Annotated in this window: 35 protein-coding genes; 30 read left to right on the top strand and 5 right to left on the bottom strand. The window is 61.1% G+C overall.

From position 1 onward, the window contains the following. Nucleotides 1-25: 25 nt before the first annotated feature. From O7B34_RS13505 to O7B34_RS13485, 5 genes are all read right to left on the bottom strand, one after another. The gene (locus O7B34_RS13505) at nucleotides 26-1,171 is read right to left on the bottom strand and encodes a hypothetical protein (protein ID WP_337146510.1); all 1,146 of its coding nucleotides are present in this window, start codon (nucleotides 1,169-1,171) and stop codon (nucleotides 26-28) included. 56 nt (nucleotides 1,172-1,227) lie between these two features. Beyond that, nucleotides 1,228-2,061 carry a hypothetical protein gene (locus O7B34_RS13500; protein ID WP_337146509.1) on the bottom strand — a complete coding sequence of 278 codons (834 nt, stop codon included), beginning with the start codon at nucleotides 2,059-2,061 and terminating at the stop codon, nucleotides 1,228-1,230. Nucleotides 2,062-2,274: 213 nt separating this feature from the next. Then, a complete protein-coding gene (locus O7B34_RS13495; RefSeq protein ID WP_337146508.1) occupies nucleotides 2,275-2,556 on the bottom strand; it encodes a hypothetical protein in 282 nt (93 codons plus the stop codon). 179 nt (nucleotides 2,557-2,735) lie between these two features. Beyond that, complete coding sequence (locus tag O7B34_RS13490; protein WP_337146507.1) at nucleotides 2,736-2,903, bottom strand: hypothetical protein; 168 nt, start codon at nucleotides 2,901-2,903, stop codon at nucleotides 2,736-2,738. Further along, on the bottom strand, nucleotides 2,884-4,632 hold the full coding sequence (locus O7B34_RS13485; protein ID WP_337146506.1) for a minor capsid protein: 1,749 nt from the start codon (nucleotides 4,630-4,632) through the stop codon (nucleotides 2,884-2,886). The genes O7B34_RS13490 and O7B34_RS13485 overlap by 20 nt, the downstream gene beginning before the upstream one ends. 75 nt (nucleotides 4,633-4,707) lie before the next feature. On the opposite strand from O7B34_RS13485, the gene O7B34_RS13480 reads away from it, so the two are divergent. From O7B34_RS13480 to O7B34_RS13335, 30 genes are all read left to right on the top strand, one after another. Then, on the top strand, nucleotides 4,708-5,274 hold the full coding sequence (locus O7B34_RS13480) for a GIY-YIG nuclease family protein (protein WP_337146505.1): 567 nt from the start codon (nucleotides 4,708-4,710) through the stop codon (nucleotides 5,272-5,274). After that, nucleotides 5,271-6,095 (top strand): YdaU family protein, encoded by an 825-nt coding sequence (locus tag O7B34_RS13475; protein ID WP_337146504.1) that lies wholly within the window; start codon nucleotides 5,271-5,273, stop codon nucleotides 6,093-6,095. Before O7B34_RS13480 ends, O7B34_RS13475 begins: the two co-directional genes overlap by 4 nt. Next, a complete protein-coding gene (locus tag O7B34_RS13470) occupies nucleotides 6,019-6,411 on the top strand; it encodes a hypothetical protein (protein ID WP_337146503.1) in 393 nt (130 codons plus the stop codon). Before O7B34_RS13475 ends, O7B34_RS13470 begins: the two co-directional genes overlap by 77 nt. 84 nt (nucleotides 6,412-6,495) lie before the next feature. Further along, complete coding sequence (locus tag O7B34_RS13465) at nucleotides 6,496-6,744, top strand: hypothetical protein (protein ID WP_337146502.1); 249 nt, start codon at nucleotides 6,496-6,498, stop codon at nucleotides 6,742-6,744. 35 nt (nucleotides 6,745-6,779) lie between these two features. After that, nucleotides 6,780-7,022, top strand: a complete 243-nt coding sequence (locus O7B34_RS13460; protein ID WP_337146501.1) for a hypothetical protein — start codon at nucleotides 6,780-6,782, stop codon at nucleotides 7,020-7,022. Nucleotides 7,023-7,091: 69 nt separating this feature from the next. Next, nucleotides 7,092-8,525 carry a DUF4942 domain-containing protein gene (locus O7B34_RS13455; RefSeq protein ID WP_337146500.1) on the top strand — a complete coding sequence of 478 codons (1,434 nt, stop codon included), beginning with the start codon at nucleotides 7,092-7,094 and terminating at the stop codon, nucleotides 8,523-8,525. Further along, nucleotides 8,522-8,773: a hypothetical protein gene (locus O7B34_RS13450; RefSeq protein WP_337146499.1), complete on the top strand. Its 252-nt coding sequence runs from the start codon at nucleotides 8,522-8,524 to the stop codon at nucleotides 8,771-8,773. Before O7B34_RS13455 ends, O7B34_RS13450 begins: the two co-directional genes overlap by 4 nt. 33 nt (nucleotides 8,774-8,806) lie before the next feature. After that, the gene (locus O7B34_RS13445; RefSeq protein WP_337146498.1) at nucleotides 8,807-9,235 is read left to right on the top strand and encodes a hypothetical protein; all 429 of its coding nucleotides are present in this window, start codon (nucleotides 8,807-8,809) and stop codon (nucleotides 9,233-9,235) included. 183 nt (nucleotides 9,236-9,418) lie between these two features. Next, the gene (gene dnaN, locus O7B34_RS13440; protein ID WP_337146497.1) at nucleotides 9,419-10,582 is read left to right on the top strand and encodes a DNA polymerase III subunit beta; all 1,164 of its coding nucleotides are present in this window, start codon (nucleotides 9,419-9,421) and stop codon (nucleotides 10,580-10,582) included. Beyond that, on the top strand, nucleotides 10,579-10,929 hold the full coding sequence (locus O7B34_RS13435) for a LexA family protein (protein WP_337146496.1): 351 nt from the start codon (nucleotides 10,579-10,581) through the stop codon (nucleotides 10,927-10,929). Before dnaN ends, O7B34_RS13435 begins: the two co-directional genes overlap by 4 nt. Nucleotides 10,930-11,025: 96 nt before the next feature. Beyond that, nucleotides 11,026-11,160 (top strand): hypothetical protein, encoded by a 135-nt coding sequence (locus O7B34_RS13430; RefSeq protein WP_337146495.1) that lies wholly within the window; start codon nucleotides 11,026-11,028, stop codon nucleotides 11,158-11,160. Between the two features lie 30 nt (nucleotides 11,161-11,190). Continuing rightward, entirely contained in the window at nucleotides 11,191-11,556 is a 366-nt protein-coding gene (locus O7B34_RS13425; RefSeq protein WP_337146494.1) for an HNH endonuclease, read from the top strand. 27 nt (nucleotides 11,557-11,583) lie between these two features. After that, nucleotides 11,584-11,808 carry a helix-turn-helix domain-containing protein gene (locus tag O7B34_RS13420; protein WP_337146493.1) on the top strand — a complete coding sequence of 75 codons (225 nt, stop codon included), beginning with the start codon at nucleotides 11,584-11,586 and terminating at the stop codon, nucleotides 11,806-11,808. After that, the gene (locus O7B34_RS13415; RefSeq protein WP_337146492.1) at nucleotides 11,805-11,969 is read left to right on the top strand and encodes a hypothetical protein; all 165 of its coding nucleotides are present in this window, start codon (nucleotides 11,805-11,807) and stop codon (nucleotides 11,967-11,969) included. The genes O7B34_RS13420 and O7B34_RS13415 overlap by 4 nt, the downstream gene beginning before the upstream one ends. A 65-nt stretch (nucleotides 11,970-12,034) precedes the next feature. Continuing rightward, nucleotides 12,035-12,190 (top strand): hypothetical protein, encoded by a 156-nt coding sequence (locus O7B34_RS13410; RefSeq protein WP_337146491.1) that lies wholly within the window; start codon nucleotides 12,035-12,037, stop codon nucleotides 12,188-12,190. 118 nt (nucleotides 12,191-12,308) lie between these two features. After that, complete coding sequence (locus tag O7B34_RS13405; RefSeq protein ID WP_337146490.1) at nucleotides 12,309-12,623, top strand: hypothetical protein; 315 nt, start codon at nucleotides 12,309-12,311, stop codon at nucleotides 12,621-12,623. After that, nucleotides 12,623-12,820 carry a hypothetical protein gene (locus O7B34_RS13400; protein ID WP_337146489.1) on the top strand — a complete coding sequence of 66 codons (198 nt, stop codon included), beginning with the start codon at nucleotides 12,623-12,625 and terminating at the stop codon, nucleotides 12,818-12,820. The genes O7B34_RS13405 and O7B34_RS13400 overlap by 1 nt, the downstream gene beginning before the upstream one ends. Further along, nucleotides 12,817-13,089: a hypothetical protein gene (locus O7B34_RS13395; RefSeq protein WP_337146488.1), complete on the top strand. Its 273-nt coding sequence runs from the start codon at nucleotides 12,817-12,819 to the stop codon at nucleotides 13,087-13,089. Before O7B34_RS13400 ends, O7B34_RS13395 begins: the two co-directional genes overlap by 4 nt. After that, nucleotides 13,089-13,523, top strand: coding sequence for a hypothetical protein (locus O7B34_RS13390; protein ID WP_337146487.1), 435 nt, complete (start codon nucleotides 13,089-13,091; stop codon nucleotides 13,521-13,523). Before O7B34_RS13395 ends, O7B34_RS13390 begins: the two co-directional genes overlap by 1 nt. Then, nucleotides 13,520-13,831, top strand: coding sequence for a hypothetical protein (locus O7B34_RS13385; protein ID WP_337146486.1), 312 nt, complete (start codon nucleotides 13,520-13,522; stop codon nucleotides 13,829-13,831). The genes O7B34_RS13390 and O7B34_RS13385 overlap by 4 nt, the downstream gene beginning before the upstream one ends. Continuing rightward, nucleotides 13,828-14,058, top strand: a complete 231-nt coding sequence (locus tag O7B34_RS13380; protein WP_337146485.1) for a hypothetical protein — start codon at nucleotides 13,828-13,830, stop codon at nucleotides 14,056-14,058. Before O7B34_RS13385 ends, O7B34_RS13380 begins: the two co-directional genes overlap by 4 nt. After that, entirely contained in the window at nucleotides 14,055-14,255 is a 201-nt protein-coding gene (locus O7B34_RS13375) for a hypothetical protein (RefSeq protein ID WP_337146484.1), read from the top strand. The genes O7B34_RS13380 and O7B34_RS13375 overlap by 4 nt, the downstream gene beginning before the upstream one ends. Then, nucleotides 14,242-14,745: a DUF1643 domain-containing protein gene (locus O7B34_RS13370; RefSeq protein WP_337146483.1), complete on the top strand. Its 504-nt coding sequence runs from the start codon at nucleotides 14,242-14,244 to the stop codon at nucleotides 14,743-14,745. Before O7B34_RS13375 ends, O7B34_RS13370 begins: the two co-directional genes overlap by 14 nt. A gap of 25 nt (nucleotides 14,746-14,770) precedes the next feature. Then, entirely contained in the window at nucleotides 14,771-15,139 is a 369-nt protein-coding gene (locus O7B34_RS13365; RefSeq protein WP_337146482.1) for a hypothetical protein, read from the top strand. After that, nucleotides 15,139-15,339, top strand: coding sequence for a hypothetical protein (locus tag O7B34_RS13360; protein ID WP_337146481.1), 201 nt, complete (start codon nucleotides 15,139-15,141; stop codon nucleotides 15,337-15,339). The genes O7B34_RS13365 and O7B34_RS13360 overlap by 1 nt, the downstream gene beginning before the upstream one ends. A 10-nt stretch (nucleotides 15,340-15,349) precedes the next feature. After that, on the top strand, nucleotides 15,350-15,808 hold the full coding sequence (locus O7B34_RS13355) for a hypothetical protein (RefSeq protein ID WP_337146480.1): 459 nt from the start codon (nucleotides 15,350-15,352) through the stop codon (nucleotides 15,806-15,808). Further along, nucleotides 15,801-16,079, top strand: a complete 279-nt coding sequence (locus O7B34_RS13350) for a hypothetical protein (protein WP_337146479.1) — start codon at nucleotides 15,801-15,803, stop codon at nucleotides 16,077-16,079. Before O7B34_RS13355 ends, O7B34_RS13350 begins: the two co-directional genes overlap by 8 nt. Before the next feature lie 82 nt (nucleotides 16,080-16,161). Further along, nucleotides 16,162-16,851: a hypothetical protein gene (locus O7B34_RS13345; protein WP_337146478.1), complete on the top strand. Its 690-nt coding sequence runs from the start codon at nucleotides 16,162-16,164 to the stop codon at nucleotides 16,849-16,851. Further along, the gene (locus tag O7B34_RS13340; protein WP_337146477.1) at nucleotides 16,848-17,192 is read left to right on the top strand and encodes a hypothetical protein; all 345 of its coding nucleotides are present in this window, start codon (nucleotides 16,848-16,850) and stop codon (nucleotides 17,190-17,192) included. The genes O7B34_RS13345 and O7B34_RS13340 overlap by 4 nt, the downstream gene beginning before the upstream one ends. Further along, nucleotides 17,189-17,380 carry a hypothetical protein gene (locus O7B34_RS13335; RefSeq protein WP_337146476.1) on the top strand — a complete coding sequence of 64 codons (192 nt, stop codon included), beginning with the start codon at nucleotides 17,189-17,191 and terminating at the stop codon, nucleotides 17,378-17,380. The genes O7B34_RS13340 and O7B34_RS13335 overlap by 4 nt, the downstream gene beginning before the upstream one ends. The last annotated feature ends 56 nt before the right edge of the window (nucleotides 17,381-17,436 follow it).

Here is a 17,436-nt window from a genome sequence, read left to right as displayed (position 1 = left end):
CCCCGCCCGTCTGTTCATGGGTTGATTAGCCGTGATGGCGAACGGCCAGCGCTTCGCGAATGGTCTTCGCGCCGAACAGAATGTCGAAGCGCCAGATGCGGCTCGACTTGCCCGGATCGCGCCACGTTTCCAGACGCAGCGGGATACCCGTTACCGGGTCCGTCGCGACCGAGATCGTAGAGCTTTCGCTCGCTTCGTCCGACAGCGTGCGGGCCGCCCACATGAATGCGTTCTTCTGGAACGACAGGTTCACGGTGTAGGGCGTGCCGACGGTGCCTTCGAAGGTCACGGCCGCGCTGTCGGCGGCGTTGCCCTTCAGCTTCGGCAGGAACTTGACCTGCGCAAAAGCGCCAGCGGCAGCGGCAACGTCTTCGACCACGACATACTGGCCCTCGACACCGGCCACGGTGAACACGTCACCGACAACCAGGGTCGCGGCGCCAGCAGCGCCGTCGATAGCCATCGAAGTCGCACCGGCAGCGGCAGCGCCGTTGACGGCCAGCGAGCTATCGACAGCGGTGCCGGGGGTGTGCTTCGGGACCATCTGGTCCGAATAGTTGTCGAAGCCATAGATGCGGCCGAGCGAGGCTTCGCGGAGCGCATTGGTGGAGCCGGTCTTCGCGGCGTCCTTCATGCCCTTCAGGAAGTTCTTTTCCGCCTTGCTGTCAAAGACGGCCCGGCGCTCGCTGTTCGGCGCAAGCTGGAGGTTCAACGCCTCGCGATCGTCGAGCAGTGCATCTTCGTTCGCCGGAGTAGTGCCAGCAACACCGACGAAAGATGGGATTGCCTTGTACAGGCCGAAGATGGTGCGGTTGACGGAGTTCGCCAGCGTCTTGACAGCGCCTTCGGCCGCCGAGGGCAGGATGCCGCCGGTCAGGCTTTCGCGCATTTCGCGATCGGTCATGCCGAACGCCTTGTACTTCCACTGGTCAAGGCGGATTTCGACCAGGCCGGAGCCGAGATCGGTCTTCGTGGTGCCGGTGTTCGGGTCGAAGTCGTCGGCCTCGCCCAAATCCTGCGGCAACGGAACCTGAATGGTTTCGTTTTGCGTGGCGGCTTCGGCGGAGTAATCGGACGCGACGAGGGCCGGCATGACGCAAGCCTCGCGCAGCACCGGGAGGGCCGCCGGGAGGATCAGGTCATCCATGAGTTTCTGAAGATCGTTTGCCATTTCCATTCCTTTTCAGAGTTTCGCCACGGCGGCCCTCAATGCAAAAATCGCCGGAGTTACCCGACGATTTCGATTTGGCCCGCCATGTATTCCGTGGTCAGTTTTCGCTTGGTGGCCTCGTCGGCCTCGCCAATCTTTTTGTTCCATTCAGCGCGCGAGTATTTGCCCGCCGCCCCGCCACCGCCGCCGTTGTTCTCCGGAGGGGTTCCGCCGCCACCCTTCGCGTTGCTTTCGAAGGCAACGGCGAAGCGCTTGTCGGCGCGCATTTCGACCACAAGGTCTTCCACCGACATCATGTCGCCCTTGGCGTTTTTGATGCGGGGATTGCCGTTCGCGTCGATGACCTCGACACCGAACTTGCCATCCTTTTCAGTCAGGCGAAGACGGTCGGTCACGACACGCTGAAGCAGTTCCGGGTTGCCCTTGTGCGCGGAGAGCGCAGTCAAGGCGGCGTTATCGACCAGCACGCGGCGAAGCTCGCCGGTGAGTGAGGTTTCGCGGTCGGTCCACTTCTTTTTGTCGGCGTCGACTTCCGCGATCAGTTGAGACTTGATTGCCTCAACCTTCTCGCCAGCAATGCGATCGGCCTCGACAGCCGGATCGAGATTGCCGATCTTGGCGATCTTGGCGAGCGCTTCCTTGGCCTTCTTGGCATCCAAGCCTTCGAAGTCCTTCAGGCGCTGTTCAAGGCCGCGCTTGGTTTCACGTTCGGCCGACAGTGCGGTCTTCAGCGGGTCGACAGCGTCGAGGCTGAAGCCGTGAGCGGCTTCGATGTCCAGGCGGAACTTGCCGGCCAAGTCTCCGGCGTCGTCGCCTTCGATTTTGGCGTAGAAGGGGCGAACCGCTTCGGCCACAGCCGAAACGTCGTCGATAATTGCTTTCAGTGGCATGATTTTTTTCCGGGGTTGCGAGGCGTCCCGCCTCTCGGGAAATCGCTTGGCATCCCGCCGCGCGCTTCAGCAAAACCCGGTCGGGTCGATCAGGAAGGCGTCACGCCATCCCAAAACGAAAAAGGCCCGGTCGCTTTCGCGGCCGAGCCTTTGTGAACGGATTTTGTCCCTTGCATTAAACCCATAAACGAACCGGAAGGGTCCGTCAACAAGTTATTTTGTCAGGCGACAATCTTTTATGTGGAAATGAGGGCGCTCGCATCGCCGGCAGCACCAAAACATCGCGCCGCCCACAAGCTCGCCGTCGATCACGTGACCGCCGATGCGCGCCTCGATCAAGGTTCCGTAGGGATGGCCGAGGCTCGCCGAGCAAGGCACGCATTCGAACTTTTCAATGGAAATGTCTTTGGAGCCGCGTCGGATGACCTTCGCCTTGGGCTTGTCGCTTGAGGCTCCACCTTCGATAACTCTTAGGCGTCTTGGGTTTTCCGACAATGCGGCCCTCTCCAGAAAAGGAAATGGGCAGACCCGAAAGCCTGCCCACGTTTCCTACCACAGAAACGACCAAAGCGTGATTTCTCGCCGCTTCGATGCCAGGTAGATACGCCGCACTCCGCCCGAATTCAACCGGACTTTTCGCGATTTGCAAATTCACAAATGCGCTTTGCGCGCGGCTAGGCGGCGGCGTCTTTCTTCAGGCGCTTGATCGTTTCGTCGGCATCGCGAATGAACTTTTCAACGTCGGCGGTGCGCGGCTTGATCTTCGCCATTTCGGCGCGGAAGGCTATCCATTCCTCCAGCGGTGCAAACGGGGTTGGCGGGTCAACGAATGCGTTCAACATGATCCATGATCTCCTTACTGTATTTGCTCCAGACTTCGGCCGCCGGCCCCGCCAGTTCGTAGTGGTAGGCGACAAAGCCGCGCTTCTGCATGACAAGCATCATACCATGCCAATATACGGTATTGATATCGGCCGCCGTCATCTTGCCGGCAGCGTAGAGCCTGTCGAAGATTTGCTTGCGTGCGTCCGCTTCGGCCTGGTCGAGGGATCGAGCGCTGTTGAACGTCGATGCGTTCGGGCCTCGCTCCGCATAGAAGCTGGAGCCGTTGTGACCGTGCGCCCATATCCCTTCGAAGCCCTTGTGGTGCTGAAGCATCTTAATGTCTTGCGGCGAGAACGAATTAGAGCTCGGATGGTTGTGGTGAGCGATGATGCGCCGCTTCGGGTCGGCCACGGCCGCCATTTGCTCTTCGGAAAAGCCGACAAAAGACTTCTGGCCTGTCGTCTGGCGGGCAAACTGGTAGCCGCTGTCGGAGTCGAACATAACCAGGTGTTCGGTGTTGGTCGCCTTGCCTTGCTCGACGACATAAGCCTTCGCCTCCGCGTCGAGGCGTGCGTTCCGCATCGCGGGGCTTTCGACGATCTCCGTTGGCGTCCTCGACGGCGCTGGCGGCTTGCGGACCTTGGGCGTAGTCTGCACCGGAGTCGGCGGCGTCTGGCCTCGCGGCTTGCCGGGATCGTTGGCGGCCTGATAGGGCGCTTTCGTTCCGAAGGCGCGCTTCCAGGCCGCCGCGTCGTTAGTCTTCAGTTGCTCAAGCGTGAGAGGGCGACCTTGATCGGTCACGAACTTATCGAGCCTGATCTTGCCGTCGATCCAGAGCTTACGGCGAGCCGGGCCAAGAACGTCCGTCTGCACTTCCGGCGGCTGGCCGGCAAGCCATTTCGCGTAATCGTTCACCGGCTCGACCTCTTGGCCGATGACGATCGGCGCGATGGTCGACCGGCAGTTGATATGGGCCGGCGGGATAGGGTTCGCCGAACCCGGCGAGTTGGCGTAGACCCGACCCGACCTTGCCACGCAAACCGGAGTGGTGCGCGCGTCTAGGACTGACACCCATTGGTAGCGATCGAACACGTCCGCATTGTCGTCGAGGAAAGTCTTGTGCGCCGCGTTCGAAACGTGATTGACCGCTGTCCGCGTCAACGCCTCGACCCCGCGCTTCGTGCCGCGCAAGATGCCGTCGCCGTAGTTGAGGGCGCGGGTTCCGCGAATGCGGCGGACGATCTCCGGAATGCCCTCGCCTTCCATGATGCCGGTCATCACGGCATCGTTAACCTTTTGCCTGATCTGGCCCGGATATTGGGCGAGCCAGTCTTTGATCAAGCGACCCTGAAGAGGTCGCGTCGTGACAACCGCCTTCAGAAGTTGCGGCGCGGGGATGACGAAGTTCGTCGCAAACGGAAGCGTCGCCTTGTACGTACTGGCCGCCCATTCGACTTCATGCACCGCGAGGTCGCCGAGATCAGTCTCGATCGTCGAGTTGATGACGGCCATCGCCTCAACTGTCGTGGCCTGAATTTGGGCCAATAGGTCTTCAAGATGCCGGCGCACCGACGGGGAAGGCCCGGCCGTGGTGGCATCGAGCGCTGACATCGTGCCGATCTTGGCGACGATATCGGCCTCGACCTTATTCAGGCGCGACAGAATTTTCTTGTTGATGGCAACGCCGTACCGCTCCAGCCCTATGCGGTGCTGGACCAAAAGATTGTGAGCAACGGCGTTCGGCATCGATAACCACAATTTTTGTTGATTTAGCAAAAATTTTGGTCATCCTAACAGGCTAGTTTGTTTTTGGGAAGGTCATTGGTTGTCGTTTTGACAATCGATTTTGTCAAAAGTGAATTGCGCATTCGCCCCGGCGCGGCTATGGGGGCGCTCCTGCCACGGAAAAAGAACCCCCACATGCTCCCACACGAACAGACGTGTTGCGTCTACCTCATTGGCTACCCGCACGCCCAATACGGCCACGCAGTGAAGGTTGGGATCGCGGGCGACGTTCCGAAGAGGCTCGCTCAAATCCAATGCCATAACCCGGAGCCTATTGAGGTTCATTTCACGTTCAGTTTTCCGACGCGCGAACTGGCGCGCGAAATCGAGTGTCGCTTCCACCGTCGCTTCAGGCATGAGCGCATTCGCGGCGAATGGTTTTCCATGGGCCATCGCCGGTCCCTCTTCATGCTGTGCGTCGAAGTTATCCGGGTTCTTGCAGCGAGGTACGAGGGCGGAAGGCTGCGAGTGATGCAAGCCGGCTGCGGACTGAATGACGCCATCGCATCGCTTGATGACTATCCGGATAAGGATGAGATCGAAGAGGGGCTTTGGATTGGCGAACTGCACAACCTTGACGACGCTATGGGAATACAAGCATGAGCGAACGGCCGTTCATGCAGCTATATGTGTCGCAGTTCCTTGGTGACACCAACATGCTCAATTGCGAGCAAAGCGGCTCATACCTCCTGCTCCTGTTGACGATGTGGAACGCCGGAGGAAGCCTGCCAGATGACGACACCAAGCTCGCCCGAGCGTCTCGTTTGTCGCTTAAAAAGTGGCGCGCAATCCGCCCGGAAATCATGGCTTACATGAACGTGGAAGGCGGCGTCATCACCAATCGACGGCTCACCGAAGAACTCCAAAAAGTTGTCGCTCGATCCGAGTTGAGGGCATCCGCTGGAGCAAAGGGCGGCGAGGCTAAGTCATTGAAAAATAAGAATGCAGCCGTGGCAAGTGCTAACAATTTGCCAGCCGGTTTGCCAGAAGACACGGGCGCGCGACTTGAGAAGATAGAGGATAGAGAAGAACCTTACGGTTCTTCAAAGAGGACGCCGAAAGAGCTCACGCCACGGGAATGGCTTGAGACGGTCCTTCGTCCGGAGATTGCCGACGCCGTTCTGAAGCACAGGCAGGCCCGCCGCGCTCCGCTCACGTCTCGCGCCGCGAAATTATTGGCCGGACAATTCTCTCAATGCGCCGATCCGAACATGGCGGCCGACTTGATGGTTGTGAACGGCTGGCAGGGCTTCAAGCCGGAATGGGTCGAAAACCACAACTCGTCTCGACGCACCCAAGCCCGAAAATCGACCGGCGACGCTCTTCGCGAACTAGGAGAACTTTTCGATGGACACAACGGAATTCAAATCGAGAGCGGGCATTCTGGCGACCCTCTTCGACAGCTTCCCAGACCAGGGGAATAGCGCCGGCCTCGATCGGGGGAAAGCGTTCATCGCCGCCACTGCCGATCTGCCGATCAGACATCTATCCGAGGCGGTGAAGCGCTTCATGCGCGGTGAAGTCGAGGGCCAGAACAGGCGCTTCTGCCCGTCGACCGCCGAGCTATGCGCCGAGGCCCGACGGCTGGTAGCTCGGGATCGGTACGAAGACCATAAGCGCAAGCTGGAGGCCGCGCCGAAACCCAAGGTCGAGGCGGCCCCGGTGGTTAGTGCCGAGCAGCGGGCGGCCGTCCAAGCTCGGCTTCGCGAAAAGTTCCCCGGCCTCCTCCGCGAACTCTGATCCTGACAAAATATTTTGTCGTTCACGGCTTGACGTTCTGTTTTTGCCGGCCTAAATCTAGGCCACCAAGAACGGAGAACGCAAATGCAGCACGTCGCGAACATGGATAACCGGAGCCTGATTTGCAGCGGCTTCAGGGTCGCAGACAACTACATGAGCGACGACGATCGCGCCTGGGCGACAGCCCCGCTGAAGGACGGTGGCCCGTCGGTTATCGCGAAGGACGAAAAGGGCCGCTGGTATCACACCAAGATTACCGACCGCGACCGCAAGAGCCGCGCCTCCTACTGGAACCCGGACACCGGGCCGTGGCGCAAGGGCGTAAATTACTGATCGTCAACGACAATCCAAAATAAAGGACGAAAACAATGGCATGGACAACCCCATCTGCCGGCCGTGGCCCGGCTTTGACCGACAAAGCGCTGACGCGGAGGTACGCGGTCGATTACGCAAAGACCGCCGCTGAATGCGATCTGGATTGGCAGGAAACTCAATGGAACCTTTTGAACAGATATCCCTATGCGATGCTGTTTGACGGGATGACGGAAGACGAGGTCGATAGCGAAACGATGGCAATCATTCGCGAGGGAGAAGACGCGGTCGCGGTTTGACAACTTTAGTTGTTGACTTTCTGTTCAAGTTCGAAGATTGTTCAAGCCCTACCACGGAGACTTCCAAGCATGACCGCTGCACTCGCGACCCGCGCGAGCCTCGCCGAAATCGAGGCTTTCCGGAACCAGGCCTTCGACCAATACGGGCAGGCTCACGATATGATCATGGCCGCAAACGATATGCTTCGCGCGGCCGGCGAAACGCTGCGCAAGGCCGCCCCGGCGGCGGATGGCATGTTCATGACCCAAGACCAGCGCAAGGCGGTCTTCGGGAGTTATGAGGTCGCCAAGCGCGACCAGTTCATGACGATCGCCCGCCAGATGGTCGACGCCGATTGCTGGACCTCGATCGTCAAGACCACCGACCTTGAGCGCCTTATGGACAAAAAGGCGAAGGATGAACTCCGCGCCGAGCTTCGCGCGTCGCCGCCGCCCTTCACTGAAGAAACGGCCGCCTCGACGCTGGAGAAGTTCGCGTCTGAAGCCGGGATGATTTTCCGGCGCGGCATTGCGGAGGTCTTCTCAAATCTCGATCGCCGGTTCCGCTCGCATACCGGGTGGAAGATCGGCGCGCGCATCATCCTTTCGAGCGCCTTCGACGGCACGATCGGCAACGGACATTGGAACTATCACCGCAACCACCGCGACAAGTTCCAAGACATCGAACGGACCTTCCTTATCCTCGACGGCCGCAAGGGCGTTTCTCAATATGCCGGCATCGTCGGCGAGATCGACGCGGCGCGCGGTCGCGGGGAATTGAAGACCCTGCCCGTCGTGATTGAGGGCGAGTTTTTCCGCATCCGGATTTTCCAGAACGGCAACGCGCATCTTTGGTTTAAGCGGGATGATCTTGTCACCATCGCAAACCGCATGATCGGCGAGTATTACGGCGAGGTCATCCCCGAAGAGCGCAAGCACGACAACGACGACGGTGGCCTTCATGAGCCGAAGCGGTCGCTGGCGAAGAACTTCGGGTTCTTCCCTACCCCGGACACCCTCGCCGACCGCACAGTCGACGATGCAAGGCTCTACAGCCCCGGCCGGCCGCTCCGCGTCCTGGAGCCCTCCGCCGGCACCGGGCAGCTTGCTCGCCGGGCGCGCAAGGCCGATGCCAACGTGGTTTGCGTCGAGTATCAACGCGACCTAGCGATGCAGCTTCGCGCCGATGGCTTCAACACCTATGCCGCTGACTTCCTCGACATCAAGCCGGAGGCGGCCGGGAGCTTTGACCGGGTCATCATGAACCCGCCTTTCGATCGCGAGCGCGACATTGACCACGTCATGCACGCCCTGAAATTCCTCCGCCCCGACGGCTTCCTGATCGCGATCATGTCCGCGCATACGGAGTTCGCCGAGACGCGCAAGGCCAAGGCGTTCCGCGACCTCATGGGCAAGATGAATGCCCGCTGGAGCGACAACCCTCGCAACTCATTCTCGACCGTCGGGACCAACGTCAACACGATCACGCTGCGCGTCTATGCGGACGGAAGGAGCTTTTGGTGAACCCCTCGAAAAAATCCATCGTCAAGGCGGCCGAACGCGTCTGCGCAAGAACGCCTGGAATGTCGCACGAAGCCGGCGCGGCCTGGGAGCAAATCGCCGGAGAGCTTTCCTCCAAGATCATCGATCGAGTCGACCTTAGCGACGCCTTCGACGCGGCGCGGATCGCAATGCTGAAGTCCATCATCGAAGGCAATGACGTTCAATCTGCCGCCCTCGACGGCCGCAAGGCTGTCGACCTCTACCTCTAAACTTCAACCCCTACCACAACCGGAGAAACGAGCATGAACCCCTCACAGATCAACAACGCAATCGAGCGCCTGAAGGCGATTGTCGGCCCGTCTGCCTATATCTCGATATCGATGACCAGCGACCACGGCTTAGTTCGCGGCGTCGTCTATCCGCTTGGAATTCTAAGCGGCGGAGCCATCTACGCGGAGCGCTGCGAGACGTTCGAAAGCGCCTTCGAACAGCTAAACGCAAAATGGGCGGAAGAGCGGTCGAAGTATCACGTCGAGAGCATCCGCAAGATGGCGCTGGAGGTCATCGACCACACGCACCGCAAGGGCGAATGCACGGCGGCCGACCTCCGCAAGAAATTCTCCGCCGATGAAATCGCTTTCTTCGGTTCCGACGCCCTTACAGTAGCGTCGGAAATGGCCGGCGGAACCGCGTTCTTCATCCTGCCCGAGCCAACGAAGATCGCGGCCTAAATTTAGACCTTAGCGCGGCACCTTACCGGAGCCTCCAGCCCGGTAATAGAAGCTGAAACCCGACGCCAAGGACCGCTAGGCGAAGGGCGTGCCGGTTCGACCTAGGTCAAGCCGGGGGCGGTGACGAACGGGAAACCCGCCACTTCAATTCGAAGATCCTTTTTCCTGCCACGGAGACTGAAAATGTACCATCTGGAAACCACCGCCGGCCTACTCACGGCCGCCCTGAAGACGCTGAAGCCCGTCGTCGAGCCGAGAGTGACAATACCGATCTTGGGAGCCGTTCTGTTCGATGGCGCGCGCGCCATGGCAACGAACCTCGATATCACGATCTCCGCCGGGTTCGCCGCGATCAAGGCTGAAGGCAAGGCTTGCGTATCCTACGCCTTTCTGGAGCGCGTCGTGCGACTGATCGACAAGAACGCCGAGATCGCCGTCGATGTCGGCAACGACGGAGCCGCGACACTGTCCTTCCCTGGCGGGCGCTACCGCCTGCCGGCCTTCGATGCGCGGGACTTCCCTGATCTCGAAATGTCTGGCGACGTGTCGAGGATCGGGAACGTCACCGACAAGCTCCGGGACGCCCTCGCCTTCACCGCGCCGAGCATTTCGACGGAGGAAACCCGCTATTACCTCAACGGCGTTTTCTTCGACGGTTCGGAAGGCAAGTTCGGCATTGTCGCGACCGACGGGCATCGCCTGTCATGCTTCCCGCTCGACTTCGACGCGACGGCACTAGCCGGCATCATCTTGCCGCGCCAGACTGTCAACGTCCTGCTGAAGCTCCCCACGCCGAAGGCGATCATCGTCACCAAGGATCAGAAGAAAGTCGAGTTCCAACTCGACGGCGTGACCGTCCGGACGAAGACGATCGACGGCACCTTCCCCGACTGGCGGCGCATCGTGCCAAAGAGGGCGGAAGCTAAGCAGGCGGCGACCTTCAATCGGCAAGCCCTGGAGTCAGCAACGAAGCGCGTCATGATGGCGTCGAATGAACGTGGCCGCTCGATCGAGTTTGCCATTGGCGAGGCCGTGGCGACCGTAGGAACGAAGAACCTCGACGCCTCCGGGGTTGAGTACATCGACGGCGTCGACCTGTCGGCGCCTACGGCCGGCGGCGACATAGCCTTTAACGCGGCTTACGTGTTGACGGCCCTCGACCAGTTGAAACGCAGCGAGCGCGTGACGATGTGGATGGACGACGCCGGCTCGCCCGCAACCTTCACCGGGAACGCGGCCGAGGCGAAGGAATTCATCATCCTTATGCCGATGCGGTCCAGCGGCGACGGCTTCGCCCGGCAAGAGCTTGCCCGGTTTTCCGCGCCAGCGCTGAAGGCGGCAGCATGAGCGGAGTAACCAGGCGGCAAGAGCAAGTCCTCGACTTCATCGCCGGGGAGCTACGCGCCGGCAAGCGGACGCCGACCTATGACGAGATTTGCGCTCATTTGGGGCTGAAGTCGCGATCGAGCGCGCACTACCTTGTCGCGTTCCTGATCGAGGCCGGTCGGCTCCGCAAGGTCGGCACCCGCGAGCTTCAGCTTGTCGGCGGCGCGGAGGATCACCTTCGCGCCGTTCTGGAAGCCCTGTCGCGCACGTCCGGGTCGAGTTTGCCGGCCGTCCGTCGGGCGCAAGAGTTCTTGGAAGGCCGGCCCATGCCGACATTCCACGTCATCCCCTACGCTGGCGCGGCGTGACAAGTCTTTTGCTGTTTTGACAAACAAAGTTGTTGCAATTGACAAATAAACGTGTAGCATTTTAGGCGTTCAACCTACCACACAGGAACGCCTAAAATGCACACCAAGCCGATCATTCCGGCCGCGCTTTATCGCGCCATCGCAACAGCCGCCGCCTTCTACACCTTCTATCTGATCTGGAGCGCCGTCGGCCACCTTGAGGCCGCCCTCGCCGTCGCCAGCCGGGTCTAAGCCGGTATGAGCCGGCGCTCGCGGCGCTTCATGGCACGCCAGCAACAGAAGCTCGACGTTGCCTTCCTCCGGGCCTATCGCGACGACGCGAGGGCCAGCCAAGAAAGCCTTTGCGACTATTGCCGCGACAAGATCACCGCCCGAACCGCCACGGCCGACCATGTCGAGCCGAAGGCGGCCTTCGGGAAGGATCACCGCAACAACATTGTCGCCGCGTGCGGGCATTGCAACCGCACCAAGGGCCACATGCCGGCGAAGCTCTTCCGCCGCATGATCGAAGAACCGAAGTCGGGCGAACCCCTTGTGTTCCGCTGTATCAACGCCCGGCTCCGCATCAACCGTCGACTGGAGTTGATGGAAAAACGGATCGTGAAAGCGATCTCAATCGCAGCCTGAAGTCCTACCACAGCAAGGGAAACCACCATGACAAACAGCACCGCATCGCAGAACGATTTGGTCCTTGAACACCTTGAAGTTTTGGGGACGATCACGCCCCTGGAGGCGCTGAAGGAATATGGATGCCTCCGCCTTGGCGCGCGCATCCATGACCTGAAGGCCAAGGGCCACATGATCGGGACAGACCTTATCCCGGTCGGCGACGACGGCAAGCGCGTCGCGCAATACTCGCTGATCAGGGCAGCGGCGTGACCACGATCGAACCCGACCACTACGCCGACGCGGACCTCGCGACGAAGATCATCCTGTCCGAGTTGGAGCGCGACATCGCGGCAATGCTCGATGTCGAATTCCATCGGCGGCCGAAGCGGAAACGCCCTGGAAATCGCCGTCCGGAAAAGCAGGCGGCCTGACAAACATAATTGTTGACCGATTTCACGGTATGGCCTAAATCTAGGCCATACCACGGAGACGGAAAATGAAGTTCCAACCCTACTGCGATGACTGCCTCGACACGATGCAATGGTGCGCGGTCGAACAAGAATTCTTCTGCGATTGCCCGGTGCAGGAAGCGAAGCGCGAGGCGGCACGGCAGGAAAACGAAGACATGGAACACGACCGTCAAGCGGCGTGATCGCCTACCACGGAGCAAATCAATGCAATGCAGACTTGACCTGTTGAAGAGTGGCGGACCTGTCCCGAAGTCCTGTCCGCGTTGCCGCCTTGGGCCATGCCAGAAGGCCGGCCCCGGAATGCCCGCCGAGAAGCCATTCAACGGCCTCACGCCGGCAGAGGCCGAGCGCCTTGACATGCTCGCGGAGGAAGCCGCCGAGGTTATCCTCGCCGTTAGCAAGATCAAGCGCCACGGCTACAACTCGACGCATCCGAACAACGCCAACCGACACCGGCACAACCGGACCGATCTCGAAAAAGAGATCGGCGATTTCATCGGCATCATGCGGACGATGTTCCAGCGGGGCGATGTCGATTTCTCCAATATCGACCGCGCCGCATCCGTCAAATGGCGCAACGCCCTCCCCTACACCCACCACCAAGGAAACGACTAATGCGTGACTTCCTCACGAAGCTCTTCCACGCCGCAACCGGCGGCCGACCCATGCGCAAGATCGGCGTCGCCTATGTCGAGCGCGGCACCGGCGTAAAGGTTTTCTACTTCGTCGACGCCTTCGGCGGCCTTTGGATGGCAAAGGACCGCTGGTCGTTCACGCGCACCGCGCCGCGCAAGGGCATGGTGCAGCGATGAGGGCGGCGGTCAACTCGCCCTCCTGCATCAACGCCGAATTCTACGCGAGAGGCTACGCTGTCGGCCTTCTCGACGGCGCGAACGAAGACGTTGCCGGGCTCGCGGAAGAGCGCGACATCGCCGTTATCAACGCGGAGACGGAGCGTGTTCTCCGCCTCCATGCGGAAGACCTATTGCGAGCCATGTGCGCCGAATTCCGGGCGCTCGATCTCCCGTATGGCAGCGCAGCCTATGCAGCGGTCCCGCCGCGCCTCCGGAGGGCCGCCTGATGGCCTTCACGCTGAAAATGTATCACGTCACAGTGAGCGGCTTCCCTGCCTCTCCGCAGCCGGCCGCAACGCCGGCCAAGGCCCGCGCCGCGTGTTGGCGCGAGTACACCGTCGCCTATGAGTGCAGCTTCCGCGAGTTCCTGAAGCGCTCGACTGTTGAGCGTGTCGAGCCGCCGAAAGGCTTCGGGGAGCGCATCGCCGTGAGCGGCAAGGCCGCCTACCGCGTGACCGGCATTCATTCGGGCCAGTATGTCGCCTTCGTCCGCGAAGATAGCGACATCATCCTCCGATCGCACCCGGCCGACGTTTCCACCCTGCACGTTTGCGACGGATGCGGACGCCAGACGGGCGACCCGGTCGAAGACCTCCGCAAGCTGCACGCCGACGGGTTCCGGTCTTGCTGTCCGGAACGGAATATGAAGGTGGCAGCATGAGTGCGCGGGAATGGACGGTCTACACGACCGAAGATTTCGAGCCGTGGGCGATCTTCGTTGCCGGGCATGTGTCGCTTGACGACATGCATGGCGACGACTTCCGCGAGGCGATGATCGACTTGCTGAAGGAACAGGGGTTCGACAGCGACGACGCCCAGCAATCCGTCGAGGGCGGAGCCGTCGGCCATTTCTGGATTAGACAAGGCGAAGAACACGCCGAAGACTTCGACGAGGAATTCCCTTGGTTCTGGTCGAAGGAAGGTGTCGCAGGCGCTATCCCGATCACCGGCATGAGGTTTGCGCCATGAGCCTCCATGCACTGGAGCGGGCCAAGCGGCTGAAAGAGATCGGCCAGGAGATCGGCCGCGAGGGAATGTCGAAGCGAGTGATCGCGGCCGTCGCTGAATTCGACGGCTCCTACAAGGGCGCGATGGTGCTCGCCGGTCGCCTGAAGGCGATCTCGCAGATGGCGAACGCCGACGACTATTGGCGCGGCAAGGTCGAGGACGGCTTCAATCTGGAGTGCTGGAAATGACCGCCTTCAAGAAAGGCGACCGCTTCGTCGCCCTAAGCGGTTGGACCGGCACCGTCCAGACAGACGACGGCGGCAATCTTGTCACCGTGATCTTGGACATCAACGGAGGGCTCGGCAACGTCGAGCGCCAATATTTGTCGCCGCTGAAGCCCGGCGTGATCCCTCACAGGCAGGACGCAAGCAATGCTTTTCACTGATCAGGACGAACCGGCGACATTCTCCCCTTGTCGCGTCTGGCGCTACCGCCTGGCGCGGCGATGGGCGAAAGGCCTGTCGGCCGCCTTCATCCTTCTAAACCCGTCCACCGCCGACGAAACGAACGATGATCCGACCATCCGCCGCTGCATCGCCTACGCGAAGCGATGGGGATATGGCGGCCTTGTGCTTGGCAACATCTTCGCGCTCCGCTCGACCGACCCCAAGGGCCTCTATTCGCACGCGGACCCGGTCGGCCCTGACAACGACGCGGCCCTCGGCTCGATAGCCAAGGAAGCCGACCGCATCGTTTGCGGTTGGGGGACGCACGGCGTTTTCCAGAACCGCAGCGAGGCAGTTCTCCGGATCATCCGCGAGGCTGGAGCCGAACCCCTCGCCCTGAAGCTCACAGCGGCCGGACACCCCGGCCATCCGCTTTACCTCCGGCAAGACCTCTTGCCGCTTCCGATGCCTGCCACAGAAAGGAATTGACATGCGAACTGGACTTCTCTCCGCAATGGCCATCGCCATCATGGCCCCGCTTATGGTCGAGCCGCGAGACGCCTTCGGGATTGTCGGCGGCCCGGACAGCCCGACAGCCGCGCCCCGGCGCTACCGGCTCACCCGCGAGAACTTCTCGACCGCGCGCACGATCGGCATTCTGTTCAACGGCGTGCCACGTAACGACGTGATCGCCTACGATGCCGACGAAGGCTGGATCGAAACGCAAAGCAATCGGGGCCGACAGAATGGCCGCGTCGAACCCTACTGGCGCAAGTTCGAAGAGACGATCGAGCGCCCCCAGGTCGACCCGGTAGGTCGCATCAATCGAGCCGAGGCCAAGCGAGCCCGCAAGGCCGCGAAGATCGCCGGGAGGGTCGCATAATGCCGCCCTTTCAATTCTCGATCACCATTTCATGGTGGATCATCCCGCTCATGATCACCGCCGCCCTGTTCGCTTGGGTCTTCTCGCATGAGTTCAAGAACCGTCACGGCTACGGCTATGATATCGAGGGGCTTTTCCGCTTCATGGCAGCGATCGTCGGGTCGCTGGTCGCGTGGCTGGTTTGGGCAATTTTTAGGTAGGAGCTGGACCATGATCCCTTTCAACATCAAGAACCCGACCCGCGAAGGCGTGGGCGCCAGTCAAGGCTATATCGGGATCGATATCCGCGATGAGAGGATCGACGGCTTGCCGGTCATGGCGAGCGCGTTCCTGCCGACGGCGAAAGAGATCGAGCGCATCGTTGCCGGGGAGCCGATCGTTCTCCGCATCCTTGGCGAGGGATGGCCGCCGGTCGGCCTTGCCGTCGGCGACGTGCCGGCGTTCGGCGAGAGCGAGTTGCGGAAGATCGTCTTCAACAATATGGACGCGGCGAACGAAAACGGGAGCTTCGACAAGGGCGGAGAAATGCACGGCTACAGCGACGAGGACATCGCCCGCGACATGATCGCCTATGCGGCCGATGTCGAAATGATCGATGACCCGGCAACGCTTGTCCCGCATATCGCGGCGTGGCGGGCAAAGCAGGCGGAGGGCGCGACCAATGGCTAGGCCCGACGAGAGCAAGCTCACCGCGCCGCTACGCGACCTATGGGGCCGCCTGAAGGCCGGCGCGGTGCTTTGCAAGGAAGTCGCCGCGAGTAATGCGGAGGTCAAGCAAGGCGGCTTCATCTGGTTTGTCCATCCGACCGGCGTCCGCGTCGACAGAGATCACGCCGACGCGCTCTTGCGCCTTGGCCTGGTCGAGCCGGGCGGCGACAGCCTCATTCCCGGCGACGGCCAGACGTTCCGGCCGATCGGAACCAGGTACAGAAACGGCTGACAAATAAATTTGTCGGCTCGCTTGACGGATCGCCGAACGTCGGCCTAGATGCAGGCCATTCCTACCACGGAGAAATGAGATAATGGCACGTCGCCTCATTGAAGAACCCGTCACGAAGGCCGACCGGAACGGCGATGCCTCGAATACGACGCATCCCGCCTTCGGCCAGATCGTCGCGCACCGCGTCTCCGGACAGGCGACGCTCTACGGGTCGGACTTCAAGCACAACGCCACCATCCGGGTTACGATCGCGCGGAGCGAGCTTCGCCGCGATCTCTCGAAAGACTGGCACCACGCCCGCAACGAATTGATCGAAGTCGAGCTTTCCGAAGGCCAGTGGGCGACGTTCATTTCGTCGCTCAATGTCGGCTCCGGCACGCCCTGCACCGTGAAGCACGTCCAAGGCGAGCAGATGCCCGGCCTTCCCGACCCGATCGACCGGAGCAAGCAGTTTTCGGGAGAGCTTGACGGGAAGCTGAAGGACAGCATCGAGAACCTTCAAACCATCCTTTCGCGCATGGATGAAATGGGCCTCCCGAAGGGCAAGACCGCCGAGCTTCGCGAGACGCTGGAGACGGCGGTTCGGGAAATGTCGGCAAACATGCCCTTTGTCGCCGAGAGCTTCGGCCGGCACGTCGCCAAGACCGTCGACAGGGCCAAGCAGGAAATCCACGGCTACATGCAAGGCGTCATCAATCGCGCCGGCATCGCCGCCCTATCTGGAGAGCCTTTGCCGCTCCAGATTGAGAACAAGACCGGAGACGACGAATGAACGCGCGCCCCATGCCCGCAAAATCCTATGAGAAGATCGAAGAGATCATCGACTTGGAGACGCCCGACAACACCGGATGGTGGGTCGTCTACTATGACCCGGACGGCACGTCCTACGATGCGATCGGCCCCTTCGACAGTTGCAAGGAGGCGACCGACGTTCACGAAGGTTGTGGCGAAGAGCCGGACCTTTGCCGAGCTATGGCAAGCTGGCCTCATGCCGGCGACGCGGACCCGGATCATCTTCGCGAGGATCGGGACGAACGGAGAGCGCTTGCGCGGGAGGATGCGGAGCCGGAGACGTTCCGAGGATATCTCGCCGAGGCCCCGGTTTGGTCATGAGCGGCTACATGATGTTCAACGAAGCGACAGAGATCGACTTGGAGAAGTGGCGACAGAGCCGTGCCACCTTGCTCGATCTCTTCACGGAGCGCGCCGAGGTCCCGCTCACGGAGCCTATCGAGAGCGCGCCCAGATCGAACCGCAAGCAGCGGCGCGCCACGATCGCCAAGATGCGGAGGGCGACATGAGGCTCCTAGCCCTCGCCTTCGCAGTCCTCGCCCTTGCATCCGTCGGCTTTTGGCTG

This window comes from Mesorhizobium sp. Cs1299R1N3, from assembly GCF_037179625.1.
GTDB classification, from domain to species: domain Bacteria; phylum Pseudomonadota; class Alphaproteobacteria; order Rhizobiales; family Rhizobiaceae; genus Mesorhizobium; species Mesorhizobium salmacidum.
Note: the sequence above shows the minus strand (reverse complement) of the source record. Positions and strands in the feature narration are given on the sequence as shown.